Origin of the sequence: Mesorhizobium ventifaucium, from assembly GCF_935822925.1 — a bacterium.
Classification (GTDB): domain Bacteria; phylum Pseudomonadota; class Alphaproteobacteria; order Rhizobiales; family Rhizobiaceae; genus Mesorhizobium; species Mesorhizobium ventifaucium.
Window position 1 is genome coordinate 1 of the sequence record NZ_CAKXZS010000001.1, and the last position, 26,164, is coordinate 26,164.

Below are 26,164 nucleotides of genomic sequence, written 5' to 3' on the forward strand. Positions count from 1 at the left end.
CTATGTGTCCAGAATGGACCCTAGGAAAAGTGGTGCCCAGAGGCGGAATCCAAGCGGTGGAAAACTTGCTCTGTTTCCAAATGGTTAGGACTCACGCAATAGCAGGACTAGCCAACAAAAATACCAACAAAATATTTCTGTGGATTGGTTCGGTTCCCGATATCGCTCTATTCGCTCAATGCCATCGCGTCCCAACCTTATCTCAAAAGCCCATTGCTGTCGCTACTCGAGTTTGGTCCAGATAGGTCCTCTCGATCGCATTGCATGGTGCGTGAGCTAATCGCAGGTCCGCTGCCTCCGATTCCCGACCTCTGATCGCTCTACCATTGAAGATGGCGGAGAGAGCGTATTTCGATTCCCTTCCCATCCCATTGGAAATAACTGCATCCTGCTCGCAGAACTACCGTCAGTCTGGGATGTCGGGGCTCGCTTTCCTCAGCGAGCCGAGATCGGGCAGCAGGTGCTCGTGGAAATGCTTTACATTCCATCCAGGTAGCGATGACGATAAAGTTCCAGCATCTCTTCAATCGCTTCGGCAGGCACTCGACGGGTCGAAATCTTGCCCAAACGCCGGTCGAGCAACCCAACTTCCCCAGCCTCTTGTAACGGTCGCGGGCGAAATTGCCGCCCCGACCGCCAAGCAACTCGCCTGCCTACATCATCGAAAGATCGCCGCCATTCCAGCGGCTCAAAACCTCTACAAACTTCTGCATTCTCCGGTCCTGTAGCCATGCTGTCCGTTTCATCCCCAGCCTCCATGCGCTGGCGAAAACCGGACAACTCACGTGCTACCTAATCTGGACAACTCATCTGCTTACGAAACGCGCTCATGCGGCGCTTGCATGACGCACCATGTGAGGCTATATTCTGCCTCAAACGGATGGAGAGTGAGATGCTAGCGTTCGGAAATGTCGCCGACGTGTTGGGGCTGCCCGTCAAAGAGGTGGCGGCGCGGTCGCCTTTCGGGCTGATCTCCCGGATCGAGGATGGACTTCCTATTGGGGCACTCGAGCGTGTTGCACGTCTTCTGGCGCCTGGCGATGCTCAGTTCAAATACCGGCTGATCCCCAAGGCGACCTACGAGCGGCGTAAGATGGTACATCGTCTCTCATCGGACGAGGGCACACGATTGGCCCGCGTGGCGCGCGTCTGGGGTCTTGCTGTCGATGTCTGGCAGAACGAAGAGGAAGCGCGCGATTTCTTGTTTCGGCCGCACCCGATGATTGAGGACAAGCGACCGATCGACGTCGTTATCCTGAGCGAGTTCGGCGCCGAAATGGTGGTCGATATCCTCGGAGGTCTGAAGTACGGCAGCGCTGCGTGACGGCGCAGACTCTCGATCGCACCTTATCGTCCTTTCGCATCGGCGATCCGGCCGGCACCTATCCGATCTTCGACGCGACCGGCTCGACAATCGCGCCAGGGCGATGGAATACGCCCGGAAGTCCTATCATCTACACCAGCGAGCACTATTCGACGGCCCTTTTGGAAAAGCTGGTGCATGGCAGCGGCCGCCTGCCGCCCAACCAGCACTACATCGAAATCACGATCCCGCGCGGGCTGAGCTACGAGGTCTTTTCCCAGCCGTCACTGCCGGGCTGGGACGCGATGCCGGCGACGGTGAGCCAGGGATTTGGCGAAACCTGGTGTTTAGAACGGCGCAGCGTCATCCTGCTGGTGCCGAGTGTCGTGGCGCGTCTCGATTGCAATGTGCTGATCAACCCGGCGCATTCGGAGTTTTCAAGGATTCAGACAAGTCTGCACCAGCCCGTCTACTGGGACCGACGGCTGTTTGGCGCGTAACGGGAGTGAGCCCGCCGCAGCCAGAGATCATGCTTCGAGGTAACCGAGATCTGAGGCCAGGGCGCGCAGGGAATTCTCGCCGATGCCTTCTTTGGCGAGATGGCGCAGTGGCGACATCGTCGCGGTGAGGATTTTGGCCAGAAAATCGCGCCGGTCGAATGGCAGCACCGAATCCAGCGCATCGAGCGCCTCCGCACGGCGGAGTTTTTGGTCTGGTACGGGCCTTGGCAGGCGCGCATCCACCGACGGCTTGCCTCGCGCTGTTCCTTGCCGATGCGCGCCAGGCGCGCCAAGAAACTCCTCATGTGCAAGAATCTCCTCATGTGAACGATGCCGCCGCCGGCGCGGCCGTGCAGCCGGTAGACTGGTCCTCCGAGCTGCTGCGCCTCGGCTAGCATGAATTCAACGGCTTAGCTTGGCGAGGTGGAAGGCCCGCACCCTCGAAAACTGCCCGGAACGGAAAAGCATGCTTTCAGCTTGGCGCTTCAACAACGGCCCGGTCTCGCGATCCGCGAAGTCTGGCGTCAGGCGGGCAGGTCGACTTTGGCTTGGCTTCCGCCCAGGAACCGCGATCACGAGGCTACTAGGCCGGCCCGGAATGGCCGCTCGGCAACGTCGTGATTGTCGACTGACAGAGAGCCGATGCGCGATGGAGATCTCTGATGGCATGTCTCGGACAATCCCGTGGGCCGAGATCGCCGGTCCGCTGGTGACGGCCGAGGACGCCATCGCGCGTCTCGACGAGCGGCTTTCCCGTTCGCCGGTGCGTGACGGTTTTGTCGAGCGGTTTCATTTTCACGATGCGGCGGCCGTGCTTTGGCTCGAGGGCGAATTTGTCCATGTCGAGGATCTCGTCCTGCACGATGCGCATATGGACATCCGCACGCCCACGCACGAACTCACCCGCGCGCGCACGATCCTGCGCGCTCACCGTCAGATCTTTGGCAACGCAGCTGATTGGGCGATCGGCAGGGACGGGATGCGGCAACTCATCGGGCGCGGCGGCGGCGGGGCGCTGCGGAAGGGCCGGGAAGGCGAGGGGACACCGGAGCCGCAGATGCACCCAGATGAGACAATCGAGACGGACGGGCCCGATCCGCTGGCCGAGGAGTTCGCAGCCATCGACGCCGTGCTCGCGCGCTCAAGCGCGGTCCTCGAAGGTGTCGCGGTCGAGCGGCCGTCACGGCCGCAAACGACACCTGAGCGGGATCCGCTAGTCTACGACGCGGATTGGGACGAGCCCGCCCGACTCGACGACTGGCGTACGCTGCTCGATCGCACGGCCGATCTTTCGCCCGTATTGGCAGCTGCGGTGCTTTGGGACGCTTGGGAGGACATCGGCCCGCTGCAGCATCAGCCTTGGCTTGGCACCCTTTTGGTGGCAGCCACACTGCGGCAGCGTCGCAAGACTATCGCTCATCTGCCGGCTCTCAACACGGGCTTGCGTGTGATCGGCCGCGAACGCCGACGCCATCGCAACAGGACGGAGCGATGGCTGGCCTTCTTCGACGCGGTTGTGGAAGCGGCCGCGCTCGGCCTAAAGGAACACGACCGCCTGGGGATGGCGCGAGAACAGATGCTTCGCCGCACCAGAAACCGACGCGGCAACTCGAAACTGCCCCAGCTGATCGACTACGTCCTGTCGCGGCCCCTGGTGTCCAGCGCGATGATCGAAAAAGACCTGAAGGTGACGACGAGAGGTGCGCTTAACCTTGTCGGCGAACTCAATCTGCGTGAGGTGACGGGCAGGGGGCGTTATCGTGCTTGGGGGATCGTTTAGGTCGGCGATGGTGCGACCAAGCACCGAGACGTCAAGGGTTCCGGTTCCCCGCAGGGCAGAATAGAAGCTGGCGCTGGAGATCAGTCAAAAACCCTGGCAAGCGCTCAGTGCACTTGCCGCGTCCGATGGACCAGGAAGATCGACACGGCGCAGGCGACGCTGACGACCAGCTCTGCCTCGTCATCTCCGAGTTGCTGTCCCTCCCGAATGTGTCGCGCCCGGTCTGAAGCAAAGCCCCAGAGCTTTTCCACGGCCTCGTCGAGCGGGCGAGGAAGGTTGAGGCGTGGCACCAGGCGGCCGAGTGTCAGTCCCGGTTCGTTGGCGATGTCGCGTGCAACGCTTTCCAGCGCCGCAATGGAATGCTGGATAGCGCCTGTCCTGTCAGGCTCTGGCCGGCGGGAAATGTCGCGCAAAGCCTCGCGGATTTCGGGGCGGCATTTGTGCGTCCGGTCGCTGTTAGGGCCTCGACGGCGTTGATGGTCGCGGCTGTAAAGGGGGCGCTGCCGCGAAACACGATGCCCTCGTTGTCCTTCAACTCCCAGCCGATGCCCTTTTCGCGGAAAAATCCGTTCAGCTCGTCCCGAAACTGATCCGCCTGCTGATAGTGGAGGCTGCGATGCAGGCGTTCTGCGATGTCATAGACCTTGAACCATTCGCAATCTTCGAGCAGCCCCCGAACCTCATCCCAGATGTTCGGGTATTCGGACCAGTTGTTGCGGTCGGGCGCCACAAATAGGACGGTGCAGACCACATCTCGAATGCGGGTCGGCCCCATTCCTGCGTTGACGGCGATCTGCGCGATGGCAAAGCGTAGATCATCTGGCGCGTCTTCCCGGATGGTGATCTCCGGTTCGGCCGGCTTGAAGCCGTAGCGATCTGAAAATTCTGCGACATGGCTGAAACTATACGATCGAGGCAAGGTTGAATGCGTCCCGGCACCGGAACATTGCATTTGTCCACCTAGCGGAAAACTCGGTTGGCGTCTCGGCGCGATTTGAAGGTCAGCCGATGGAGATTTGGAGTTCGTTCACCTCCACGATAGCGGCAATCTCCGAATAGAGGTCGACCGCTTGGGCCCGATGCAGAGATCGAGATGGCCAGGGAATAGCGCCTTGTCCTTTACCCGCTTCTGGCCGGTGTGCGATTTTCACCAGCCGCCAACGGGATAGACGGCGATGGCGTCATGACCCGCAAGCTCGATCGCACGGCCACGCCACAGATCGCAGTGTAGCGATCCCGCCTGATTGGCCTTGGGGCCGAGCAGCCAGCAGCTTGCTTCCGCTCCGGTTTAGGCCCCGTCTTTTTCCTGGCTGGCGGAGATGCGGCTTCTGAACCGCGCATTCGTCTCGGTGCGTTTCTTCATGTCGAAGCGGAGCCCGAAGGAGCGGTAGGTGTCCGGCCGGGTCGCGGCCTTGCCGGAGAGGTTCGGCTCGATGAAATAGGAGAGCGTCACCTTCATGACGACGATTCGTTCTCGATCTGCTCCAGCGCCGTTTTCGGCCAGGGCAGATCGTAGAAGTGCATCTCGTTGAAGACACCACTCAAAACCTGGTTTTCCAGTCAGTTCTCGCATTCAGCTACCCCCTTTTGTTCCTCGTCGTGCCACGAAGTCCTGGCATCCGTCCTGGGCGGCTCCGTAAGAGCACGTGCAAGTGCGGCATACGTGATCTTTGGCGTCGCGCGGGTCGCGGGTCCCGATAGCCGAACAGCTCTTGGACGCTGTTCGGGACGGCACGTTGATGCTGTTGGCTCCGAGCATCGAGTGCAAATGGACCTCTCTCTACTGCTTTCTCGACGACAACATCATCGAGATCGACAGGGGCGATCGCACGGGTCGCCGGTTTATATCTCTTGAAGGCGGGGGAGAATAGGTCGGATCTTCGACATGTCGGACGTGCGACACAGCGCCATCACCGTAATCGTATTGTTTGGAAACGATTTCCTCATTTGGCTCGACACTTGCGAGGCTGCTGGCGCGGATTGAAGAGAACTCATTCCAAGGGAGTCAGGGGCGCATGGCGACTGCCGCCGTCGCGGTCTGGACGCATTGGCCGGAGGTTTGATGAACAAAAACGTCAATCTGAATTTGGAAGCTCGCGCCAAGACTGTTGGGCGGCCTGAGACATCACTCGCACTCTTTGGCGGAAACCCTATTGTTTCTCCTGGGCGGATAGCGCCATGGCCGGCAACAAAGAGAAAGCACCTCAAGGCACTTCGCACGGTCGTAGAGAGTGGAAAATACCATCGCGCCAACCACCCTATTGTATCGGATCTCGAGCGGCGTCTTACCGACTGGGCGGGGAACTGGTCTGTTCGCGCTGTGGGAAGTGGTACTGCAGCCATCCATGTGGAACTTGACTACTTCAAAGATCGAGGGAACCGCGTTGTCACCGCCGCGCTCAACTGGCCAGGCGCCGTGGGCCCGATTTCGATCAGCGGCCTTGAGCCAGTATTCATAGACGTCGATCTGGACCTGGCCGGTATTGATGAGGGGGCCGCGGCGAGTTGCTTTGAACCTGATGTTGCGGCCGTCCTCATTACGCATCTTTTTGGCAACAACATATTTACACCGAGACTGAGAGCCGTTGGGCGAACGAGGGGAATCGCGATCATTGATGATGTGTGCCAGTCAATTGGTGCCATCAAGAACATTGTCAATGGTATGTATATCGACAGCGATGCCCTTGCACTGTCGGGAAACGGCGCCAAACATCTGGGGGCAGGTGAGTTGGGATTCGTAGTCACAAAGGACCCGAATCTCATACAGCATGTTGATCATGTGTCCTTGACTAGCTCGTCCAGGAACGGGGCACGGATTTTTTCTCCAAACTCGCAGGGATACAATTACCGACCCAATGTGTTCTCGGCCGCGATAGCCAGGTCTCGCGTGAAGGGTCTCGATAAGCAGCTCCAGAAGCGGAGAAGCAACGCGACGCTACTCTGGAATATGGTCGAGCATCTTCCTGGCTTAGTGCCGCTTTTCGATCCGAATGATCACCATCAGTCGATGCTCAACTTTCCTCTGCGCATCGACCTGGAACGGTTCGGCTTTCCTGCTGGTCCGGCGGCGAGAGATTTTGTCGTGAAGTTGCTGCAGGCTGAGGGTGTACCGGTTTGGGTCTGGCTGACAAAGCCCGTCTTTGAGTATTTGCCGGGCATTCGCAAAAAATGGCGTGCGGCGGATTTTCCAAAGACGATCAAGCTTCTGGATACGATGTTTTATGTCTCCGAAATCGCCCCGCCGAACGATGCTGAGGTGATGAAGCTCTATGCCGACGCATTTCATAAGGTCTGGGAGGTCCTTCCAAGATTGGTCTCCAATACCCGGAAGTTGCAAGCGCCGCTTGAGTTTTGAAGAAGGATGGAACATGCAGCCGGCCATAAAGGGTTTTCCGCCTTACGGCATTTCCGTTGTGGTGAAGTTCGGTGGAAGCCTGATGCGCGATCTAGAGGCGTGTAGGGCGGCTTTGGCTGAGCTGGAACGCCTGGGGCGCCGCGGTCATCGAATTTTGATCGTTCCAGGAGGCGGGATACCAGACAAGGCTATCGAGGCTGTTGACGCGACACATCCGCTGGCCCCATTCACGGCTCACCATGCATGTGCTCTCGCCCAGGATCAGACCGCCTATATGTTGTCTGATCCCGCCCTGTCATCCGATCTCGTCGCGTGCTCGACATTGGGCCAGTGCCGGTTCCGCCTGAGAGAAGGCAAGATCCCCGTACTGTTACCGTCTCAGATCCTGTTCGCCCTAGATCCGGTGGAGTGGAGCTGGGATGTTACATCTGATGCGGTCGCTGCCTGGATCGCTTGGCTTACGAATACTCCGAAGCTCGCGATCCTGACGGATGTCGACGGCGTTTATCGTAATGCTTCGACGGGTGATCCCACGGCCCTGATCGCTGAAAGCAGCGCCGATGAATTAGGCCGCCTTGGTCACACTTCAATTGATGCCTGTGCCGCTCACTTCATGTCACAGCACGGGCTTTCCGGCGTGGTGCTCAACGGTGCCCACCCGCATCGCTTGGGTGATTGGCTTGAGGGGAAACAAGTAACGGGCACACGTATCACGTCTACACCTCACATCATTTCTGCGCCGCAAACTGCATTGGGGGCCGCGTAAATGTCTTCTTTGGGGTTGACGGTTTACGGGCCCGAGGTCGCAAAATCCGGCCTGACTGCAGCACTTGACGATTTCATTCGCCGGAAGACAGAACTTGAAATCGAGGAACGATCCTTTGCCGTCCACAGTCGCACTTCCATTGAAGCGTTCTATTCCCTCACGGGATCAACGGGCGGGAAACACTGGCCGCTCGTGCTGGACCTGTTCGACATGCGGCCGGTCTGTGCAACACTATGGATCGGGGACAGCGCTTTATCGAGCCTTCAATATCTGAAGGGCAAGACCCAGCCTGCCCAAGCGGCCAAAGGAACCATTCGCAGTCGCTTTTACTGCGATAATCCAGTCACGAATCTTGTCCACGTCAGCGACAGTGAGAGCTTGATGGACGAGGAACTCAGAATTCTTCGTGCTCACTCCACGGGGACAGGCGACACAAGTTGGCGGGCGCTCAATTCCGGCCGGATTTCACACTCATCGTTCCGCGTGCTGCTTACAAGCTTGGGGAATACCCAAGCACCTCAATCCGACATCTGCAACAGTGGCGACGATGCGGTTGCGAACGCACGCGCTGCATTCGAGCAGGCAGAAGCGCTGGCCGTTAGCTGCGGAATGCTGGAGACAGTCCAAGGATTTCTCGCGGGTGACTTTGCCAGCCTGGAATACCTCCTCAACAGGGTAGGCGGGCTTTCAGCCTGGGACCGCCTTCTGCTCGAGGCGGGCCTTTTTGCGATGCCTTACTGGAACTCACTCATCAATGACTCGCCGGCATTGCTGACTGGTGAGGGAGCATGATGTCGGGCGTATTGTGCACCGCGCTCACGGCGATGGCGCCTAATCGATCAGAAGAGAGTTGGCTCGCGGGCAGCAGCGTCATCGCTCATCTCCTAGAGCGAATCCCAAACGACATTGATATCCATCACCTTCAACAGGACGCATTTGAACATGCAATCGAGCAAGACACGAATGTACTGACACGATTGGGGTTCGTGGCAACTGAGTCAAACGTTTCCTTTAGTGAACTCGAAAGAACCTTTGTCCATGCGCTAGGAACAGTAAAAATCGACTGGGTTATAGAGCCTGAGAGGCCGAAGCCTCTTATTTTTGATCCGACCATCGGTGTACGCGCCAACTATGCGGCCGTCGTGGCACGCAAAATCGAGATGTACAAACACGGCCGCCTCGCCAAACACCGAGAGGATCTTCTTTGCCTGCTCCGCAGCAAAGCTTCCATGGAGACCGAACTCGACATCGCATGCTTCAGATCTCAGCTCGCCGCGTTGGAATTGAGAGCGCCTACCATGAGACGAAACTGATGAACCTGCCTATCGGGAAATCCCACATGACGAACGTAGAAGAAATAAGAGAGATCTTGGCCTCAAGCCAAAACCGCAGTTTTCCATTCCACATGACCGAGTTCGGATTAGATTTGGTTGTGCAGGAAGGGGTGTTTCCTCCAGAAGAGTTCGTTGGCTGGCGATGGGCGACTGAGAATTTCCCCCCGGTTCATGGACTAGAGGTCCTAGAAATCGGGTGCGGGTTTGGTCTGCCTGGCCTGCACCTCGCGAGAGCGGGGGCCAGATCTGTGACGTCCGTTGATATAAACGCCCGCGCAGTCGCCAACACGATTGAAAATGCCGCCCGAAACAACATCTCTAACCTTGAAGCTTTCGAAAGCGACGTTTTCTCTAATGTGCGGCCCAAGCGACGGTTCGATATCATTTTCTGGAATTTTCCCAGCCGGTTCGCCCCGGACGACTATGAACATGAAAACGATCTTGAACGTGGGATAATCGACGCTGGATACGCTTTGCTACGGAGATTCTTATCAGAGGGGCCGGAGTGGCTTACGAACGATGGCCGGATAATCATGGCCTTCGGTAGCGACGCCCGCGATGACATTCTTTCACAGATTGTACGCGAAAACCGGCTTGAAGCATCTATACTAGTTCAGGGATCGCGGCAGGCTCGGACAGCGACATATCGGCTTGTGCAAGTCCGTAAGGGTCACGAAGAGCCATATAGTCGGTTCAGCCAGTCTCGGGTACTCACCGAGCGCGACTCGGGGGCTATATCCGGCCGGCGTCACCAAAGTTTCGATAGCACCAGTCCCTATCGGTAAGAGAAACGAAAATCTGTCCATCTACGCGCATGCGGGAGAAGGCGCACGCATACAAGATGCCGACGGGAACAGCTATGTTGATTTTCACAACAATTTTTCGACCTTGATCCACGGACATCGGCACCCGGCAACCATCGCAGCTATTGCTTCTCAACTGGAGCGCGGCACTTGTTTGGCAATCCGACGGTAGCTGACATCGATCTCGCACAGGCGATTTGCGAGCGCATTCCCGCCATCGAGCGTGTTCGCTTTTTGAACAGTGGGACTGAAGCATTAATGTTCGCGATAGAGGCGGCCAGAGCCATGACCGGCCGCACTCGGCTAGCAAAGCTCGAGGGAGCTTTTCATGGTACTTACGATTGGGCTGAGGTGAGCGCGCGCAGCAGCCCTAACAATTGGGGAGGTGACTACCCGAAATCAAATCCACCGTATCGCAACACGCCCCCGCATGTATGCGAGGAAGTCGTCGTTTTGCCACTCGACGACACCGCACGATCGAAGACCATTATCGAGCAGCATGGTTCCGACCTCGCCTGCATTGTTGTCGATGTGCTTCCCTGCGCCGCGGGCATGATCCCGCTCAACCCCGACTACTTGACCATGCTACAGGACACTGCGAGAAGGCATGGGATTTTGTTGATTAGCGACGAGGTTGTGTCCTTTCGAGTTCACTACCACGGTGCTTCTGCAGCGAGAGGTTTCCACCCTGATCTCGTAACATTGGGCAAGGTGGTAGGCGGCGGATTACCCATCGGGGTGGTAGGCGGGACCTCCGCGACCATGGAAGCCTTCGCTCCCCACGATAGTGCGACAGTACCTCAAGGTGGAACGTTTTCAGCGAACCCACTCACGATGGCCGCCGGTCGCGCTGCACTTGCCGCGCTGACGGTGGGCGAAATTGACCGGATCAACGAACTTGGTAACTACCTCCGTCAACAAGCGGAGGAGTTTGCCTCCCAGGCGGGCGTGGCTATCACGGTGCAAGGGGCCGGATCGCTGTTTCGATTCCATGCAAAGCAGCACCGGCCATTGTCGTATCGCGAAGCCCATCATGATATCGCGGAAAGCGAGGCTCTGCGACGACTGCACGCCGGGATGCTTGAACGCGGCATTTATGTAGCGGCCCCTTTCTGGGGGGGGTATTTCGACTTCAGTGACAAAACTTCACGTCGACGATTTCCTCGATGCCTTCCGCGCATGTCTCCGCGAAACTCCCGATCTCAAGAGACTCGATCGGAGAACTGCCACATGAGCGAAACCACGTCGCCACCGGAATCGGAGATCGCCCTGTTCAGCTTGCTAGTCTGCGACCTCACCGCGTTCGATGACTTTGACACTCAGCTGCTCGCCCTCAATCTGTCCACTTTAAGAGCGGAAAGAGCTGCCGTGGGCGATATTGATCAATTGCTCAGCGCATACAGTATGCTACGGGCAGAATCCGCTCCGGGCGATGTTGCGTACCGTTGCCAAGCACTTCGCAGCAACGGAGACTTTGAGGAAACGCTCAAGCAGATCCTCTATCTTCTTTATTTGGGATCGATTCGCGTCAACGGACACTGGAAACGTTGCGGTTGGAGGCAGCATGAAGACGCGCTCGTTTGGAAGGCGCTTGGCGTTCATTCCCCTATGACCCGGGGGGAGGGTGAGTTTGGCGATTGGGCCGATAGACCGCGACACCGGGCTCGGACGGACCAGCGGAACGAGCGACTGGCGTGAGCATTGACCTCCGCGACGTCGCGATAATCGGATCTGGATTCGCAGGCTCCCTGATCGCAAGTTCATTGGCTGAAGCGGGCATGGATGTTGTGCTGATCGAAGCTGGCTTGCCAATCGAAGACGAGAGGCACGTCAGGCAATGGCGACGCGAGATATTTGCCAACTCAGATGAAGCCGAAATCTTCGCCCCATATGCGGACCTCCTTGCCCCACAAGATAGGGAATACAAATCCGAATATTACGTCCAAGAGGCTACTGGAGCCGACCGTTTCGAAGGTCAGTATCTGCGCGTTGCTGGTGGAACAGGCCTTGCCTGGTTAGGGACAGCGTTGCGTATGTGCCCGAACGACTTTCGGATGCAGACGACATATGGCCGGGGGCGAGACTGGCCAATCACTTATGCGGACTTGGAGCCATGGTACTGCTTGGCTGAAGAAGCAACTGGAGTGGCCGGCAGCCCGGAAGCCGACGTCTCCTTGAATTCATCGAGAAGCAAGCCCTTCCCCATGCCAGCTATACCGCAAAGCTACGCTGATCAATACGCAATTGCTCGGATCAAGGGCCTGCAATTTGCTTCTCAGGAAATCCGTATTGTGCCTACTCCTCAAGCCCGTAACTCAATTGACGGGTATAACGGCCGGCCACTTTGTGAAGGGTATTCGTCCTGCGTGCCACTTTGCCCAATAGGCGCAAAATACGATCCTTTAGTACATTTACGACGCGCACTATTGAATGGAGCGGAACTGCTTGTGGGCGCGGTCGTCTCGAAACTGGACGCGTCCAGCGACGGCCGGATAACTACCGCTTGGTTCGAGCACAGCGACGGCTCGACCGGAAGCCTCCAAGCCCGCGTGTTCGTATTGGCTGCGAATGGGATAGAGACGCCGAAGTTGCTGATGCAGTCCAATCATCAATCTGCCGCTGGACTGGCGAATGAGAGTGGTCTGGTCGGATGTAATCTTATGGATCATGCTGAGAAGCACTCCTGGGCTCTCGTTCCTGATCCGATTTTTCCTTACAGAGGGCCACAATCTACATCGGGGATTGAAATTCTGCGTGACGGGCCATTTCGGAAAGATCGAGCAGCATTTCGGACCGCGCTGCGCAATGACGGCTGGCGCAACGTTAATGGCGCCCCGTATGGTGAAGGAGCTTTATCATCCGCTGCGGTCGGAGGGACGTTAGTTGGTTTGGTCGACCAGCAGGGTCTTATCGGTGAGGATTTGTTCAATGCGGTCCACCGCATAGGAATTCGACAATTTGCACTGCAAAGCATTGTTGAAATACTTCCAAATCCGTCTAACCGGATTACGCTCTCCTCGGAGAAAGACGGCCTTGGCTTGCCTCGTCCGGAAATTCATTTCCGGCTCGACAAATACAGCCGCGATGGGATCGCGGCCGCAGCACGCCTTCATCGAGAGATCTTTCGCGCGTTACGCTGCGACCAAATGGAGTGCGGCATTCATTTGCAAGACGATAGAACTGCGTCGGATGCCGGTGGCAGCCATATTATGGGCACTACTGTCATGGGAAACGATCCAAAGACGTCGATCGTAGACGCGAATTGCATGGCACATTCCCACAAGAACCTTTTGGTTGCCAGCAGCGCAGTTTTTCCGACAGGAGCAGCGGCAAATCCGACGTTGACAGTATGCGCACTTTCCCTTCGGCTCGCCGAATATCTCAAAGAGACAATGCATGCGCGTTAGCCATGGTCGCCGTTCTTCCCTTTTGGGTCGATGTCGTTCAGGCGGCAGGTGGTGATGGATGTCAGCATGACGGCAGCCCGGTCGGCGCCGCGCTGGCTCCCGGCAAATGTCCACGCACCCCTTCCCAGGGCCACACCTCTCAATGCCCTTTCTGCGGCATTGTTGGTCAAGCACATTCTGCCGTCATCGATGAAGCGGGCAAAGTCGTCCCAGCGCGAGAGCATGTAGTTGATCGGCTTGAGGACATCGGAGGAGCGCGAGAAGGTATCGCGCTCGTGGAGCAACCACTCGTGCATGTCATCGAAGAGCGGCTTGCTCTTTTCCTGCCGCACGGCACGCCGCTCGTCAGCGCTGCGGCCGTTGATGGCGCGCTCGATGTCGAAGAGCGCGTCGATGCGCTTGACCGCCTCCAGCGCCGTCGGGGAGATCGGTTTGCCATTCCTCTTGCCCTCGCGGGCATTTTTCTCGACGTCGGCCAGTTCGAAGAATCCCCTGCGCGCATGCGCAAAACAGAATGCGGGCGTGATCGGCAGCTCTTTCCGCTTCGGAACGAAGAGCGGATTGAAGCCGCTATAACAGTCGACCTGCAGGATGCCGCCGAACCGGGCCAGATGTTTTTGTGGGTGCTCACCTCGTCGGTCGCTCGAGGCGTAATAGACCGCCGCCGCCGGCGCGGCGCCGCCGAACGGCTGATCGTGGCGCACATACGTCCAGATACGACCGAGGTCGTGTAAAAACGCGATTGCAGATTGCGTATGACGGCCGCTGTTTCGCTGTTTCGAGCGTGGCAGCGATGAGGCCGCTGGCGGTCGGGGGCGTGATCAGGCGGCGATTGCCGTCATCAGCGGCTTGACGCCGAAGATGTTGATCATGCGCTTCATGTTGTAGGCGAGCACCTGCAAGCTCATCTCGGTTCTGACCTGTTCCAGGGTCTTTGTCAGGAAATGGGTGCTGCCCATCCACGCCTTCAGCGTTCCGAACGGGTGCTCGACGGTCTGCCGGCGGATGGTCATGGCATCCGGCATGCGATCGAGCCTGTCCTGCATCTTGTCGAGGACGCCTTCGTGTTGCCAGCGCTTCAGGCGCTTGTGCTTGTCGGGCGTGCATCTGGGTTTGAGCGCGCAGGACGCGCCCGAGCAAGTCCGGCGACTTGCTAAAATAGCGGGCGAACAGCGACACCTGTTGCAGATACGAAGCTGGGTGTTGAGCGCGAAGTTGCGCACCTGCATGTCCTCGCTCATGCGCTGGCGAAGTTGGGTCATGACAAAACTCCTCCTTTTGTCTGATGGAATGGGCTGCAAGCAGCCACTCCATGCTGACGCAGTCGGAGCTTGTTGTGGACACATGACCAGCACGACAGACGACGCGATCAGATCACGCTGTCGGCACTCACCCTCCTTGCCGCTCCGCATTCGCGGAGCGGGTTAGTCCTAGTCAAGGAATGGAGAGGTGCGCATTACTTGATGTATGGCTTGACGTACGATGCTGGCAGTTGCCCTCTTGCGTGATCGGGCCGCCGGCATCGATGCCATGACCTGAAAAACCTGCTTGGCGATATCCAGACGGATTGTAGTAAACTTCTCCATGGACGGCTCTCCCTCATGTGACTTGCGGCGGCCACAGTATGGCACTTCGATGCCGGAGCGGAGGCCGTCCATACCATCAGGTCACGCCGCTTGTTCGTAGCGCCCGCACGGTTCCATCCTTTTGTGTGGGCTTTCAACATTTCTTGTCCAGCTTCGGACAAAGAAGATTGCGAATTTCTTCCGTCGACGCCTCCTCAGTGCAAAAGTCGTGTGGCTCCCTAGCCTTAAGTCAAATGGCGCGGTGCTTGCTTCAGAGAAAGCACGTACAAGGCTGGGAGCAAGACCATTGCTGATTCCGCGAAACTCCTTACACGCGCACGAGGAGAGCGTCGCGACTTTCGTTGAACCTCGGCACATGGTCGACTCCCGGAGTTTATCGTCGGCAGCTGCATTGCGCTTGGCTGGGCGGAGAGGGCCGACGCGCCAACGCGTGGTGCTCGCCGAATTGCCGTCGACTGGTCCTCATCAGCATGTGCGTGCCGAAAAAGTCCGTGGAAGGCTTACGCAAGCCGAGATCGGCGTCTCGCGAGCAATCCTCCACAACGCGCTGAACCAGTATCCTGAATCGGGAGTTTTGGGCGTTCTCACAGTTGACGCATCATACGCCTATTTCGGTACGGACACTTGCGATCACCATCACCTTTTTCCTCAACATCAATGTGCATTGAAGCGCCACAAGAGTAGAAGGCCGGCCCGAGCCGCCCGAATACACTTAGATCAGCCAACCGACCTGATCATTCGGATGGCAAAGACGAGGAGGAGCCAAGACGTCGCCAACATCCGGATGGCAAAGAGGAGGGGCCGCAAGAGCTTGCTATACCCAGGTCACCTGTGTCAGTGCCAAGCGCGGCGTCCTGTTCTCGCTGCCCCTCGCCTTCACCCGATCTGCTCGTTCTATGAACGGCCAATTTTGAAAGGCCCCCTGGGGAGTTTCGAGAAGGAGGGAATTGACGCGGCCTACTGCGTGTTCGACCACGACGCCTCCGTCGTCAGCGCATGGTCAAACCTTTGCGTCTGCGGGATGTCAAGCGTATCCCGGACGGCTCAGGCGAGATCACGTGCAAGTTGGGCATCGAGCGGTGGATTCGGTATGCGGCCGTGGTGCCACGCCGCCGTGATCAATGATTGAGCAATTGTGTTTCTCAGACGGCAGCGAGAGCAACCCCTATAGGGTGTCGTCGCCGCAAAACGTTCTTGAAACGTCCAAGACCCGTTAAACCTGAGGCCGACAAAGCAGCCATTCTCGTAATTACCACTGCCTCGAAAGTCGACGAATTACACCCGCTGGATTTGCTGGACCTGCGCTTGGCGATCCCATGCGGCATCTTGTGCTGGATATTGGAGCAACGTTCGGATCATGCGGCTGAATGGTGATTATAGACTAGAAGCCTATCGGCGGATGCTTCGCATCCGTCGGTTCGAAGAAGAGGGTATTCGCCAATTTAACGGTGGCAAAATCCCTGGTCCCTTTCACTCGAGCGTGGGTCAGGAAGCCGCTATTGTGGGAGCATGTCTCGCGCTTCGGTACGATGACACGGTGACTGGAACGCACCGTTCGCACGGTCATCCCATCGGAAAGGGTGCTCATCTGAACGCTCTTATGGCCGAGCTTATGGGCAAGGAGGACGGCATTTGTAAGGGGCGTGGGGGATCGATGCATCTTGCAGATCGATCGGTCGGCATCATCAGTGAATCGGCCATTGTGGGGGGAGGCATCCCAATCGCGACGGGATGCGCGTTCGGCGCAAAAGTGCGGCGCATCGACCAGGTCACTCTCTGCTTTTTCGGCGACGGAGCGGTCAACCAGGGCACTTTCCACGAGTCTCTCAACATGGCCTCGCTGTGGAAGCTTCCCGTAATCTACGTTTGCGAGAACAACGGCTTCGCGATCACGACGTCAGTAGCGCAAAGCCACGGGCAGCCCGACATCGCTCTGCGCGCAGCAGGCTACGGGATGCCGGGTGTGACCGTCGATGGGCAGGATGTGAGCGCCGTCTACACCACGACAGCGGAGGCGGTTACACGGGCGCGAGCGGGTGATGGCCCGACTCTCGTGGTTGCCAACACATATCGGTTCGATGAGCACGATTTCCGCTTGGTGATTCCGGGGGAGCCTTATCGATCGATTGAAGACGTCGAGGCTCACAAACGCGACCGCGATCCGATTTTGCTCTATCGCACTCGGCTCATCGAAGAAGGGGTAAACGACCAGAGCTTAAGAGCAATCGAGTACGAAGTCGCCAAAGCCGTCAAGCAGGCTGCAGAATTTGCGTTGTCCAGCCCCATGCCTCGGCCCGAAACTTTGCCCGACTACATGTTCAACTCGCCCCTCCCAGGACATTGCGGCCCCGCAGCTGGGCAGCACAGGAATTGATCGACATGCAAACTGCTGACAACAAGCCCGCCATGACGCGCTTGACGTATCTCGAAGCGCTCGTGCAGGCGCAGATAGAGGAAATGGAACGTGATGAGCGCGTCGTCCTGATGGGAGAGGACATCTTGGTCTTTGGCGGAGACACAGTTGTTCAGCGCTTCGGAAATAACCGAATTTGGAACATGCCGATTTCAGAAGGCAGTTTCACAGGACTGGCAATCGGGGCTGCCATCAACGGATTGCGACCGGTTCTTGATCTCACAACTGCCAGCTTCATCTATCTCGCCTCAGATCAGATCATCAACCAGGCGTCAAAGTTGCGATATATGACTGGAGGCCAGATCGACATTCCGATCGTGTTCCGTTGCTGTATGCATTCGGTCGGTGCCAAGGCGGCACAGCATGCCGACCGGCCCTATCCGTTTTTCATGAATGTGCCGGGCCTCAAGATCATCAGCCCGACAACTGCCGCCGACATCAAGGGGCTTATGAAATCGGCCATTCGCGACGGCGATCCTGTACTCGTCTTCGAGGACCCCCGCCTGTGGCCGCTGAAAGGCGATGTGCCCACAGATCCAGACCATCTAATCCCAATCGGCAAAGCGGATGTGAAGCGGGAGGGGAACGACGTTACTCTTGTCGCTATTGCCGGCGCGATACGCCCCACGATGGAGGCTGTTAACGCACTCGCTGAAGAGAGTATTTCGGTGGAAGTGATTGACCCACGCACCTTGAAACCGCTTGATCATGAGACGATCAAGTCGTCGGTTGCCAAGACGGGGCGGCTTGTTGTCGTAGAGAATGGGCATCGGGTCTGCAATGTCGGAGCCGAAATCGCCGCAGTTATGGCGGAAGAGGCGTTCGATCTATTGAAGCGACCGATTCTGCGAGTGTGCGCCCCTGACATTCATGTCCCCTTCAGCCCTGCACTCGAGAAGGACTTCTTCGCGACGAAGGAACGAATTATCACCGCGGTACTGCGGCTGCTCTAATATTTCAAAGACGCTGAATTGAGTGATACCAACCGACATCGGATACTACTGCGATCCACCAATTCCACAACTCCGACATGCTCGATAAATGGTGGCCTCCGACAGCCGTGGGCCGCAGCGCCGAAGCCAAGTCGAGTGAGGAAATACCTGCGGCAGTAAAGGATTTCGCCGAGCGAAAAGGTTGCAGGCGCTCAAGTGAAATATCCGCGGTGCTCAGCGTACCTAATCGTTGCGGCTATAGGTCGAAAGTAGGACGAACAAACGACCGAACGGGCAAGGAGACCTTATGCAGAACCTCATGGTGAATGGCGCGGCAATTCCGGTGATCGGGCTTGGGACCTGGACGCTGAAGGGCGAAGTCTGCTCGGAGTTGGTCATGCATGCCCTTTCGTTGGGCTACCGCCATCTCGACACTGCGTCGACCTATGAGAACGAGAGTGCGGTGGGCGAGGGACTGCGATTTTCCAGCGTACCGCGCGACGAAGTCTTCGTCACGACCAAAGTCTGGCTTACCCAGATCGCGCCGGGAGACCTGGAGCGATCGGCCGAGGAGAGCCTGAACCGCCTTGGCCTCGACACGGTCGACCTGCTGCTGATTCACTGGCCGAACCCGGAAATTCCGCTGGCGGCATCCATTAAGGCGCTGAACGCGGTTCGGGATTGCGGCATGGCTCGGCACATCGGCGTATCGAACTTCCCCACCGAGTTGCTTGCGGAGGCGGTGCGCCTATCGAATGCCCCGCTTGTGGCCAACCAAGTCGAGTATCATCCCTATCTCGACCAGATCAAGGTCCATACCGCCTGCCGCGCAGCGGGCATGGCGATGGTCGCCTATAGCCCGCTCGGCCGAGGCGAAGCGTTGTTTGAACAACCGGCAATTCGGGACGCCGCCGAGCGCCACCGAAAGAGCCGAGCACAGGTTGTGCTTCGGTGGCATGTGCAGCAAGAAGGTGTCGTCGCCATTCCGCGCACCGAGCGCAAGGAGAGGCTGGCTGAAAACATCGACCTGTTCGATTTCGAGCTTTCCTGCGAAGAGATGGCAGCGATTTCGTGCCTTCGGTCGCGCAACTTGCGCATTTACGATCGCGATTACTCGCCGAAATGGGATGAGCCTGCTTAGGGCCTAAGCTTCGGTAACGGGTTGGTGCAGGTAAGTCCAAAAGAAGTAGCGAGCAGCCCGCCGCACAACATCTTTCGATGGCCGATCCTGTCAGACAGTGCGCCAAATCCAGGTAGAAATCCTGCCATGAGAAGCGAATAGGCGTTGACCATCCACAGCTTTTCCGATGTCGAGGCGCCTAGCTGTTCCGTAAGATGCGGCAGGGTGACGTTGAGGACCGTCATATCGATGCCGACAAGGGCGAGCACACCGGACAGGGCGGCCAAGCAAAACCACGGGCGAGGCATCATGATTAGATCCGAAAGAGCGGCTGATGGCGGAATCCGGTGGAGGACAGCGGATGGTGGTGCGCCAGAGATCGTCGAGGTCCCGACCGCCCATCCGCAGCGTCTTACACCGTTAGCGCGACTTCATCGGGGACTACGGACAGATGGTAAGGTTCTTCTGACGTCCCCTCGACTATGGCCAGCAGATCTTCCAGGCGGCTAAGAATGCGTGTGGCTCCCGCTTCCTTCAGGCGCAAAGCGTGGGAAGGGGTGCAGTGTCCGCCGCCTACAAAACCCACAGCGGTCATGCCAGCTGCAATTGCTGCCGTCACACCGGCTATGCTGTCTTCAATGACGACACAGTCGGCGGCCGACATGCCCATCTTTTCGGCAGCATAGAGAAAGATGTCCGGCGCGGGTTTACCGTTTCGTACCAACACGGTGGAGAAGATATTAGGATAAAAGAGGTCGAACAGATCTGTCTTTGCAAGGGCAAGCCCGAGTCGGTTCGGTGCGGAACTCGAGGCCACGCAGCAGGGTATCTGCAGCGCGCGGATCGTCTCGCGCGCACCAGCTATCGCGGTGAGTTCGGAGAGGTATAGTTCCCGAACACGCTCATCGATGCGGGTGGAAAAGTCGGTCGGAAGGGGCGTGCCCAACTGCGCCTCGATCATACGATACATGTCATTGGCTGGAACACCGGCAAACTGATGGACCGCTTCCTCGACTGTGATGGGACGGCCGATACGGGTTATCTCTGCGGCTTCAGCGGTACTGACGATTATCTCGCTGTCGACCAGCACACCGTCACAATCGAAGATGACCAGCTTTGGTTTGGTGTCCATTATTCATATTCCGAGGAGCGGGCTCGACGTTGGCCCGCTGCAATTCAAGTTACTGGCGGTAGTTTAGGCATCGGCGGATGCACAACTGTACTGTCGGTCCTGTTCGCGAAGCCAGGGCCGTTAGGGCACGCATAATGGATTAATAATCGAAATGCAATGGTATTTATGGAGTGATTCTTACTTGCCGTCTGATGTCCGCGCCATGCCTTTGGCGTGGTCGGCAATAGCGATGGCCAGGGCTTCGGCAAGGAAGACGGCCCGGGGCAGGGCGATCATCTGTTCACGAAGACCAGGCTGCGGCAGCCGCGCCATTTGCAAGACGGCATTCGAAACTTTCGCAAGACTCGACTTCGGATGGCAGGTAATCGCCAACGAGAAGGCGCCAATATGGTGAGCTTTGCGCAGGAACTCGACAGTGTCGGGTGAGGCGCCTGATTGAGAGATCGCAATGGCGGCGTCCTCCTTTGTCATGGTCTCGGCGGCTTCATGGGCGTAGCCAGCATTGGCGAAGAAGCGGGCGTTAACGCCGCTGCGCCGCAAACGATGAAACAGCACCTCGGCGGCAAGTCCAGAATCGCCGGAGCCGTAGATGTTGACGTGGCGTGCGCTTAATAGGGGCAGCGCGGCGGAAGCCAGTACCTCGGGCTGCACTAGCTGTCGCGTATTCAATACGGAGCGTGAAATCAGCGAAACCGTTTCATCGAGGGAGTTGACGGTCAGGCTCACGCCCCTGTTGGGCTCGCTCTCGAGCCGCCCAACCTCGGCGGCAAGGGCGAGCTTGAAGTCAGTGAACCCTTTGAACCCAAGCTCGCGGCAAAGGCGGAATATCGTCGCCTGCCCGCTTTGAGAAGCTGCGCTCAGTTCGCCAAGAGATTGACGAACAGCCTTTTTGGGGTTTTCGAGGATGTACAGAGCAACCCTGGCCAATGCATTGGGAAAGTCTAGCGCGGTCTCCACTTTCAAGAGAACCGGCGTATGCGTCTCGTTCTCTTGTGAGGAAAGCCGCGAGCTCTCACCTTGCATGGCCATATCATTCTCCGAACTCGATCAGAATCTCGCATGGCGTCGCCTGCGCTTGCATGCCTAAACCTCATAGGGCCAGAACACTCTACCGTCCAACCCGTTGAAAACAACCGCTGGAAGTTTTGGGTATGGCTTTGTCTGCTGGGAGACGCACCGACGGAGGAGTGCGGGACCGCCTGGTGGCGGCGTCACTTCAGTTTCGCTACGATGGAGCGTTGCGCCAGCTTCACAATGGATAATAAATCCGTAGTCATTGTCATAGAAGTGATAAGAAACTCCAATATGGACACGTCCACGGAGGAGAGCAATATGACAGGATCCGCAGTTCGGATATCGAAAATCGCAAAGGGATATGGTGCGAGCCGGGTATTGAGAGACATTGATCTGGCGGTTGATGCCGGCGAGTTTATGACCATCGTGGGGCCATCGGGCTGCGGGAAGTCGACGCTGCTGAAGATTCTTGCAGGCCTCGACCAGCCGGATGGTGGATCGATCGAGATAGGCGGCGAGAGCGTGAACCAGCTCCGCCCGAGCCAACGCAACATTGCCATGGTGTTTCAGTCCTATGCGCTATACCCGCATATGCGGGTGCGGGACAACCTGGCAATGCCGTTGATCATGGCAGACTTGCCCTTCGTGGCGCGAATGCCTGTGATCGGTCCTCTAGTGCCCGGTATGAGTGCAAAACGCCGCCAGATAAGTTCGACTGTGAGAGACGTCTCGAAGTCGCTCGGCATCGAAGCGCTACTTGAGCGCAAACCAAGCGAGTTGTCAGGAGGGCAGCGCCAGCGTGTGGCGCTTGGACGTGCGATGGTGCGCCAACCCGGCGTCTTCCTGATGGATGAGCCGCTCTCCAACCTGGATGCGGCGTTGAGGACACAAGTTCGCACCGAACTGGTCCAGCTGCAAAAGCGCCTGAACGCGACATTCCTCTATGTGACCCACGACCAGGTCGAAGCTATGACGATGTCGGACAGGATCGCCGTGATGATGGACGGTAGGATCGTTCAAGTGGCTACACCCGCGGAGATCTATGCTGCGCCGGCAGACATTCGAGTGGCGCGTTTCATCGGATCGCCGCCAATCAACATTCTTCCAGCCAACATCGGCGAAGCGGGTATCGTTGGTCTCCTGGGTGAAAGCCAGAATTTGCGTACCGCTTTGAGGGCGGGAGAAAAGGCGCAAGTCGGCATACGCCCTGCAGATGTGACGGTGGCCGCGCACACGCGGGCGCGCGGCGCCTCTTCAAGCCATGAAGGTCGATTACTTCACACTGAGAACCTCGGAAACGAGATCATTCTCCATCTTACTCTCGCTGGCGACCGACAAGTTCCATTTACGGCGCGGCTGCCACAGAGGGAATGGGCGACGATCCAGGCGAGTGGTGGGAATCCTAATCTTGTCCAGGTTGGACTGCCGGCAGAGCGCTTTCTCGTATTTAACGCTGCCGGCCGGCTTATCCCTTCGAAGGGGGTACAAGTCTCCAAACGGCTCGAGGCGGTGTCATGACCTCTCTTCCGACTTGTGGCACCTGTAGGCCGGCTCGCGCAGTTCCTGACAAGCTACGCGGGGTCAACGCAGCATATTTGTTCGCCTTGCCGGCCGTCGCGCTCATCGCGATCGTTGTGCTAGCTCCGATCGCCGTCGTGATCCTGCTGAGTTTCTCGAACTACAGCCTCGGAGCAACCGACTGGTCTCTTGTGGGGATTGGCAATTATGCCCAATTGGTCCACGATCGCAGTTTCTTGAATGCGCTCTCAAACACGGCTCTTTATGTTTCCGTCGTGGTGTCGATGTCGGTACTGCTGGGTTTGCTCCTCGCGATCCTGGTCCATGGCACCGGCCGTCTGAGGCGGCTCTATGAGGTCATCTTCTTCCTGCCTGTCGCCAGCACGCTCGTTGCGCTGGGGCTTGTATGGAAGTTCATGCTGCATAGCCGCATTGGGCCGATCAACGAGTTGATCGCCGCCCTTGGCCTCCAGCGCATCGACTTCTTCAACAACCCATCGATCGCGATTTTCGCGCTTGCCGCGATCGGTGTCTGGCACTTGGTCGGCTTCAATATGATCCTGTTTCTGGCCGGGCTCACCGGTATCCCGCGGGATCTTTATCAGGCGGCTGCGATCGATGGTGCCGATGGCTTTTGGGACCGCCTGTTTCGCGTCACATGGCCGATGCTCGGGCCGACGACCATATTCGTGACTATTACGTCGACGATTACTGCCTTCCAGGTCTTCGACACTGTCGCCGTGATAACCCATGGCGGACCGGCGGGATCGACCGATGTCATCCTCTATCAACTCTACCAGGCGAGCTTCCAATATTTCGAGACTGGCTACGCCTCGGCGCTAACCGTCGTCTTCCTGATCATCATGATGGCGATCTCGGCTGTGCAGATCTTTGCAGCGCGGGGGGTCCACTATTCATGACCTCCGCCAAACTTGACGTGTCTACCCAAGAGCTTCGCGCGCCGTCCTTGGCCCCGTCTCTCGCCGCTGCGGTCAGACACGGACTATTGCTGATTTTCGCGGCGATCATCCTTCTTCCGTTCGCCTGGATGATCCTCGCAGCGGTAAAGGATCCGTCAGACATTTTCTCCGATCCGTTCTCGCTCGATCCGGCGAAGCTGCGGGCTGTCGAGAACTTCAGCAAGGCCCTGACCGCCGCGCCGATGGGCCTGTTCATGCTCAACAGCCTGATCGTGGTCGTCGGGGTTCTGAGCGTACAACTTATCACCTCCGTTGCCGCAGCTTATGCTCTCGCGCAATTGAAGTTCCGCGGACAAACACTGCTATTCGGGCTTGTGTTATTTGCGCTGTGCATTCCGGTTCAGGTCCCAGCCCTGCCCATGTATATCGCGCTTGCGAAACTCGGGCTTCTCAACAGCTATTTTGCGCTGATGTTCCCCTGGTTCTTTTCGGCCTTTGCGATCTTCCTCTTCCGCCAGCACTTCCGCACGTATCCCCAGGAAATCATAAATGCCGCCAGGATTGACGGGTTCACGGAAATCGAGATCGTGCTCCGACTCATCGTTCCAAGCGCTCTGCCAGCGATAGCCGCGTTCTCGGTCTTCTCGGTGACCGCACATTGGAACGATCTATATTGGCCTCTGATCGTCGTCAACGTGACCGAGAAGATGACCGCCCCTTTGGGCTTATTGAACTTCCAATCGGCAGAAGGCGTCAGCTACGGGCCTCTCATGGCGGCCGCCACCATCATCACCTCGCCGCTAGTTTGCGTTTTCCTTCTGGCGAGGCGGTATTTTGTCGAAGGAGTGACGATGACCGGAGTGAAGTAACTTCCAATTCCGGGCCAGGCGGGACGTCTGGCTTCAGACCCAAGGCTGCACCGCCGCACCCAACAAACATAACTGTTTTTTTATCAACTCAGCGAAAGGAATATCGCGATGAGACAGACCTTGGCTTTCCTGATGGCTGCCGGCCTCACGGCTGCCGCCGCGTTCAGCGCGGCTCCGGCTCGTGCAGAAACCACACTTGAGGTCGTGCATGCCTACGGAGCGTTCCGCGAACGGTTCTACCAGCCGCTTGCCGACGCTTTCATGAAGGATCACCCCGACATCAAGATCAAGTTCCGTGCCCCGGCGACGGATTATTATGAGGGGCATCTGGCCGTTGCCCGCGAGGCCATGACCGGTCAGACGCCAGACATTTTCTTCGCCGGAATGAATCTACTTCCCGATCTTGCGTCGATGTTGGCGCCACGTAACCAGATCACGGACTTGAACCCTTTCCTCGACCAGGAAGGCCAGGCCTGGGTTGATAAAAACTACGACATAAACGTCCTTGAGCTCGGACGTATTGACGGGCACCAATGGGGCCTGCCGTTCAACGCATCGACCCCGATTGCTTACTTCAACGCCGACCTTATGAAGAAAGCGGGGCTTGATCCCCAGCAGCTTCCCAAGACCTGGGACGAGTTTATCGAAGCTGCAAAGAAGATCAAGCAGGCCAACAGTGACGTCGACGGAATGCAGATCAACCTGGCTCTAGGCGACTGGTTTTGGCAGGCCATGGTCTACAGCTATGGCGGCACGATGATGAGTCCCGACAGGACCAAAGTCACCTACGGTGATGATGCGGGTCTGAAAGCGGCTACGACTGTTCGTCGCCTTGTTGAAGAAGTGGGTATGCCTTGGATTGATGAAGATGCTGGCATGGCGCAGTTCGCGGCAGGCAAGCTGGGCATTTTCATCGGTTCGACTGGCGACATCCGTACCATGGACGATGCCATCGGCGGCAAGTTCAAGTTGGTCACCGGGACATTCCCGATGGGAGCCAAAGACGGCCACCTGCCGACCGGCGGCAACTTCGCAACGATCCTGACGCAGGATCCCGAAAAGCAGAAGGCGGCGTGGGAGTTCGTGAAATTTCTGACCAGCCCTGCCGGTCAGAAAGTGACTGTCCTCGGGTCCGGCTATATGCCGACAAACAAGCAGGCTCTGAAGAATGAATATCTCGGTGAGTTTTACGCGAAGAACCCTGACTGGAAGACCAGCTTGACGCAGTGGCCGATTGCTGTGGCCTATTTCGGCTATCCCAACGTCAAGAGCATCAAGGTCTGGAAGGCCCAGTCCGAAGTTCTGTTCCGCATCGGCAGCGGCGACGTCTCGCCAGTAGACGGCCTCAAGGAGATGGTCCAGTCCACCGAAGCGATTGTCAAGGAATAAGCAAGGTGAAGAACGGGGAGGGG

At 57.7% G+C, this 26,164-nt stretch carries 24 protein-coding genes and 4 pseudogenes; 19 read left to right on the forward strand and 9 right to left on the reverse strand.

Annotation, left to right across the window (positions count from 1 at the left end; all coding sequences use genetic code 11):
- Positions 1 to 892: 892 nt before the first annotated feature.
- Entirely contained in the window at positions 893 to 1,324 is a 432-nt protein-coding gene (locus tag NMG70_RS00005) for an Xre family toxin-antitoxin system antitoxin (protein WP_077379097.1), read from the forward strand.
- Positions 1,321 to 1,803: an RES family NAD+ phosphorylase gene (locus NMG70_RS00010; protein WP_077378684.1), complete on the forward strand. Its 483-nt coding sequence runs from the start codon at positions 1,321 to 1,323 to the stop codon at positions 1,801 to 1,803. Before NMG70_RS00005 ends, NMG70_RS00010 begins: the two co-directional genes overlap by 4 nt.
- A 30-nt stretch (positions 1,804 to 1,833) precedes the next feature.
- On the opposite strand, the pseudogene NMG70_RS00015 reads toward NMG70_RS00010, so the two are convergent.
- A pseudogene (locus tag NMG70_RS00015) lies at positions 1,834 to 2,034 on the reverse strand (integrase); the annotation flags it as partial.
- 436 nt (positions 2,035 to 2,470) lie between these two features.
- Here NMG70_RS00015 and NMG70_RS00020 point away from each other — a divergent pair.
- Positions 2,471 to 3,583, forward strand: coding sequence for an RHE_PE00001 family protein (locus NMG70_RS00020; protein WP_301555113.1), 1,113 nt, complete (start codon positions 2,471 to 2,473; stop codon positions 3,581 to 3,583).
- A 304-nt stretch (positions 3,584 to 3,887) separates the two neighbouring features.
- Here NMG70_RS00020 and NMG70_RS00025 read toward each other — a convergent pair whose 3' ends face one another.
- A complete protein-coding gene (locus NMG70_RS00025) occupies positions 3,888 to 4,535 on the reverse strand; it encodes an AbiJ-NTD4 domain-containing protein (protein WP_244554961.1) in 648 nt (215 codons plus the stop codon).
- Between the two features lie 336 nt (positions 4,536 to 4,871).
- On the reverse strand, positions 4,872 to 5,042 hold the full coding sequence (locus NMG70_RS00030; protein WP_244554962.1) for a hypothetical protein: 171 nt from the start codon (positions 5,040 to 5,042) through the stop codon (positions 4,872 to 4,874).
- Between the two features lie 603 nt (positions 5,043 to 5,645).
- Between NMG70_RS00030 and NMG70_RS00035 the strand changes: the two genes are divergently transcribed.
- The 8 genes from NMG70_RS00035 to NMG70_RS00070 all read left to right on the forward strand — a co-directional run bounded on the left by NMG70_RS00035 (position 5,646) and on the right by NMG70_RS00070 (position 13,248).
- The gene (locus NMG70_RS00035; protein WP_077378693.1) at positions 5,646 to 6,938 is read left to right on the forward strand and encodes a DegT/DnrJ/EryC1/StrS family aminotransferase; all 1,293 of its coding nucleotides are present in this window, start codon (positions 5,646 to 5,648) and stop codon (positions 6,936 to 6,938) included.
- Complete coding sequence (locus NMG70_RS00040; RefSeq protein ID WP_244554963.1) at positions 6,928 to 7,704, forward strand: amino acid kinase family protein; 777 nt, start codon at positions 6,928 to 6,930, stop codon at positions 7,702 to 7,704. Before NMG70_RS00035 ends, NMG70_RS00040 begins: the two co-directional genes overlap by 11 nt.
- Entirely contained in the window at positions 7,705 to 8,496 is a 792-nt protein-coding gene (locus NMG70_RS00045) for a nucleoside-diphosphate kinase (RefSeq protein WP_254022705.1), read from the forward strand.
- Positions 8,493 to 9,017, forward strand: a complete 525-nt coding sequence (locus NMG70_RS00050; RefSeq protein ID WP_077378702.1) for an alkaline phosphatase family protein — start codon at positions 8,493 to 8,495, stop codon at positions 9,015 to 9,017. The genes NMG70_RS00045 and NMG70_RS00050 overlap by 4 nt, the downstream gene beginning before the upstream one ends.
- A gap of 92 nt (positions 9,018 to 9,109) precedes the next feature.
- Positions 9,110 to 9,823 (forward strand): methyltransferase, encoded by a 714-nt coding sequence (locus tag NMG70_RS00055; protein ID WP_244554985.1) that lies wholly within the window; start codon positions 9,110 to 9,112, stop codon positions 9,821 to 9,823.
- 49 nt (positions 9,824 to 9,872) lie between these two features.
- Positions 9,873 to 10,013, forward strand: a complete 141-nt coding sequence (locus NMG70_RS00060; protein ID WP_254022829.1) for an aminotransferase class III-fold pyridoxal phosphate-dependent enzyme — start codon at positions 9,873 to 9,875, stop codon at positions 10,011 to 10,013.
- Positions 9,992 to 11,539 carry an aspartate aminotransferase family protein gene (locus tag NMG70_RS00065; protein ID WP_244554964.1) on the forward strand — a complete coding sequence of 516 codons (1,548 nt, stop codon included), beginning with the start codon at positions 9,992 to 9,994 and terminating at the stop codon, positions 11,537 to 11,539. Before NMG70_RS00060 ends, NMG70_RS00065 begins: the two co-directional genes overlap by 22 nt.
- Positions 11,536 to 13,248 (forward strand): GMC family oxidoreductase, encoded by a 1,713-nt coding sequence (locus NMG70_RS00070; RefSeq protein ID WP_077378708.1) that lies wholly within the window; start codon positions 11,536 to 11,538, stop codon positions 13,246 to 13,248. Before NMG70_RS00065 ends, NMG70_RS00070 begins: the two co-directional genes overlap by 4 nt.
- A gap of 20 nt (positions 13,249 to 13,268) precedes the next feature.
- Here NMG70_RS00070 and tnpC read toward each other — a convergent pair.
- From tnpC to NMG70_RS32760, 3 pseudogenes are all read right to left on the reverse strand, one after another.
- Positions 13,269 to 13,970: pseudogene (gene tnpC / locus NMG70_RS00075) on the reverse strand (IS66 family transposase); the annotation flags it as partial.
- A 99-nt stretch (positions 13,971 to 14,069) separates the two neighbouring features.
- A pseudogene (locus NMG70_RS00080) lies at positions 14,070 to 14,375 on the reverse strand (transposase); the annotation flags it as partial.
- A 1-nt stretch (position 14,376) separates the two neighbouring features.
- Positions 14,377 to 14,510, reverse strand: a pseudogene (locus tag NMG70_RS32760) (integrase); the annotation flags it as partial.
- A gap of 679 nt (positions 14,511 to 15,189) precedes the next feature.
- Between NMG70_RS32760 and NMG70_RS32765 the strand changes: the two are divergent.
- The 4 genes from NMG70_RS32765 to NMG70_RS00100 all read left to right on the forward strand — a co-directional run bounded on the left by NMG70_RS32765 (position 15,190) and on the right by NMG70_RS00100 (position 19,320).
- Positions 15,190 to 15,963 (forward strand): transcriptional repressor, encoded by a 774-nt coding sequence (locus tag NMG70_RS32765; RefSeq protein WP_367185470.1) that lies wholly within the window; start codon positions 15,190 to 15,192, stop codon positions 15,961 to 15,963.
- A 270-nt stretch (positions 15,964 to 16,233) separates the two neighbouring features.
- Positions 16,234 to 17,208, forward strand: coding sequence for a thiamine pyrophosphate-dependent dehydrogenase E1 component subunit alpha (locus NMG70_RS00090; protein ID WP_254022830.1), 975 nt, complete (start codon positions 16,234 to 16,236; stop codon positions 17,206 to 17,208).
- A gap of 5 nt (positions 17,209 to 17,213) precedes the next feature.
- Positions 17,214 to 18,200 carry an alpha-ketoacid dehydrogenase subunit beta gene (locus tag NMG70_RS00095; RefSeq protein WP_210189838.1) on the forward strand — a complete coding sequence of 329 codons (987 nt, stop codon included), beginning with the start codon at positions 17,214 to 17,216 and terminating at the stop codon, positions 18,198 to 18,200.
- 286 nt (positions 18,201 to 18,486) lie between these two features.
- On the forward strand, positions 18,487 to 19,320 hold the full coding sequence (locus NMG70_RS00100; protein WP_077378714.1) for an aldo/keto reductase: 834 nt from the start codon (positions 18,487 to 18,489) through the stop codon (positions 19,318 to 19,320).
- Here the strand turns inward: NMG70_RS00100 and NMG70_RS00105 are convergent.
- The 3 genes from NMG70_RS00105 to NMG70_RS00115 all read right to left on the reverse strand — a co-directional run bounded on the left by NMG70_RS00105 (position 19,317) and on the right by NMG70_RS00115 (position 21,460).
- A complete protein-coding gene (locus tag NMG70_RS00105; RefSeq protein ID WP_254022706.1) occupies positions 19,317 to 19,610 on the reverse strand; it encodes an MFS transporter in 294 nt (97 codons plus the stop codon). The genes NMG70_RS00100 and NMG70_RS00105 overlap by 4 nt on opposite strands.
- Before the next feature lie 101 nt (positions 19,611 to 19,711).
- Positions 19,712 to 20,431: an HAD family hydrolase gene (locus NMG70_RS00110; RefSeq protein WP_077378720.1), complete on the reverse strand. Its 720-nt coding sequence runs from the start codon at positions 20,429 to 20,431 to the stop codon at positions 19,712 to 19,714.
- 177 nt (positions 20,432 to 20,608) lie between these two features.
- A complete protein-coding gene (locus NMG70_RS00115) occupies positions 20,609 to 21,460 on the reverse strand; it encodes a MurR/RpiR family transcriptional regulator (protein ID WP_254022707.1) in 852 nt (283 codons plus the stop codon).
- A gap of 225 nt (positions 21,461 to 21,685) precedes the next feature.
- On the opposite strand from NMG70_RS00115, the gene NMG70_RS00120 reads away from it, so the two are divergent.
- From NMG70_RS00120 to NMG70_RS00135, 4 genes are all read left to right on the forward strand, one after another.
- Complete coding sequence (locus tag NMG70_RS00120; RefSeq protein WP_254022708.1) at positions 21,686 to 22,963, forward strand: ABC transporter ATP-binding protein; 1,278 nt, start codon at positions 21,686 to 21,688, stop codon at positions 22,961 to 22,963.
- Positions 22,964 to 23,199: 236 nt separating this feature from the next.
- Positions 23,200 to 23,883, forward strand: coding sequence for a carbohydrate ABC transporter permease (locus NMG70_RS00125; protein WP_254022709.1), 684 nt, complete (start codon positions 23,200 to 23,202; stop codon positions 23,881 to 23,883).
- Positions 23,880 to 24,752, forward strand: coding sequence for a carbohydrate ABC transporter permease (locus NMG70_RS00130; RefSeq protein ID WP_077378726.1), 873 nt, complete (start codon positions 23,880 to 23,882; stop codon positions 24,750 to 24,752). The genes NMG70_RS00125 and NMG70_RS00130 overlap by 4 nt, the downstream gene beginning before the upstream one ends.
- A gap of 108 nt (positions 24,753 to 24,860) precedes the next feature.
- The gene (locus NMG70_RS00135) at positions 24,861 to 26,141 is read left to right on the forward strand and encodes an ABC transporter substrate-binding protein (protein WP_077378727.1); all 1,281 of its coding nucleotides are present in this window, start codon (positions 24,861 to 24,863) and stop codon (positions 26,139 to 26,141) included.
- Positions 26,142 to 26,164: the final 23 nt, after the last annotated feature.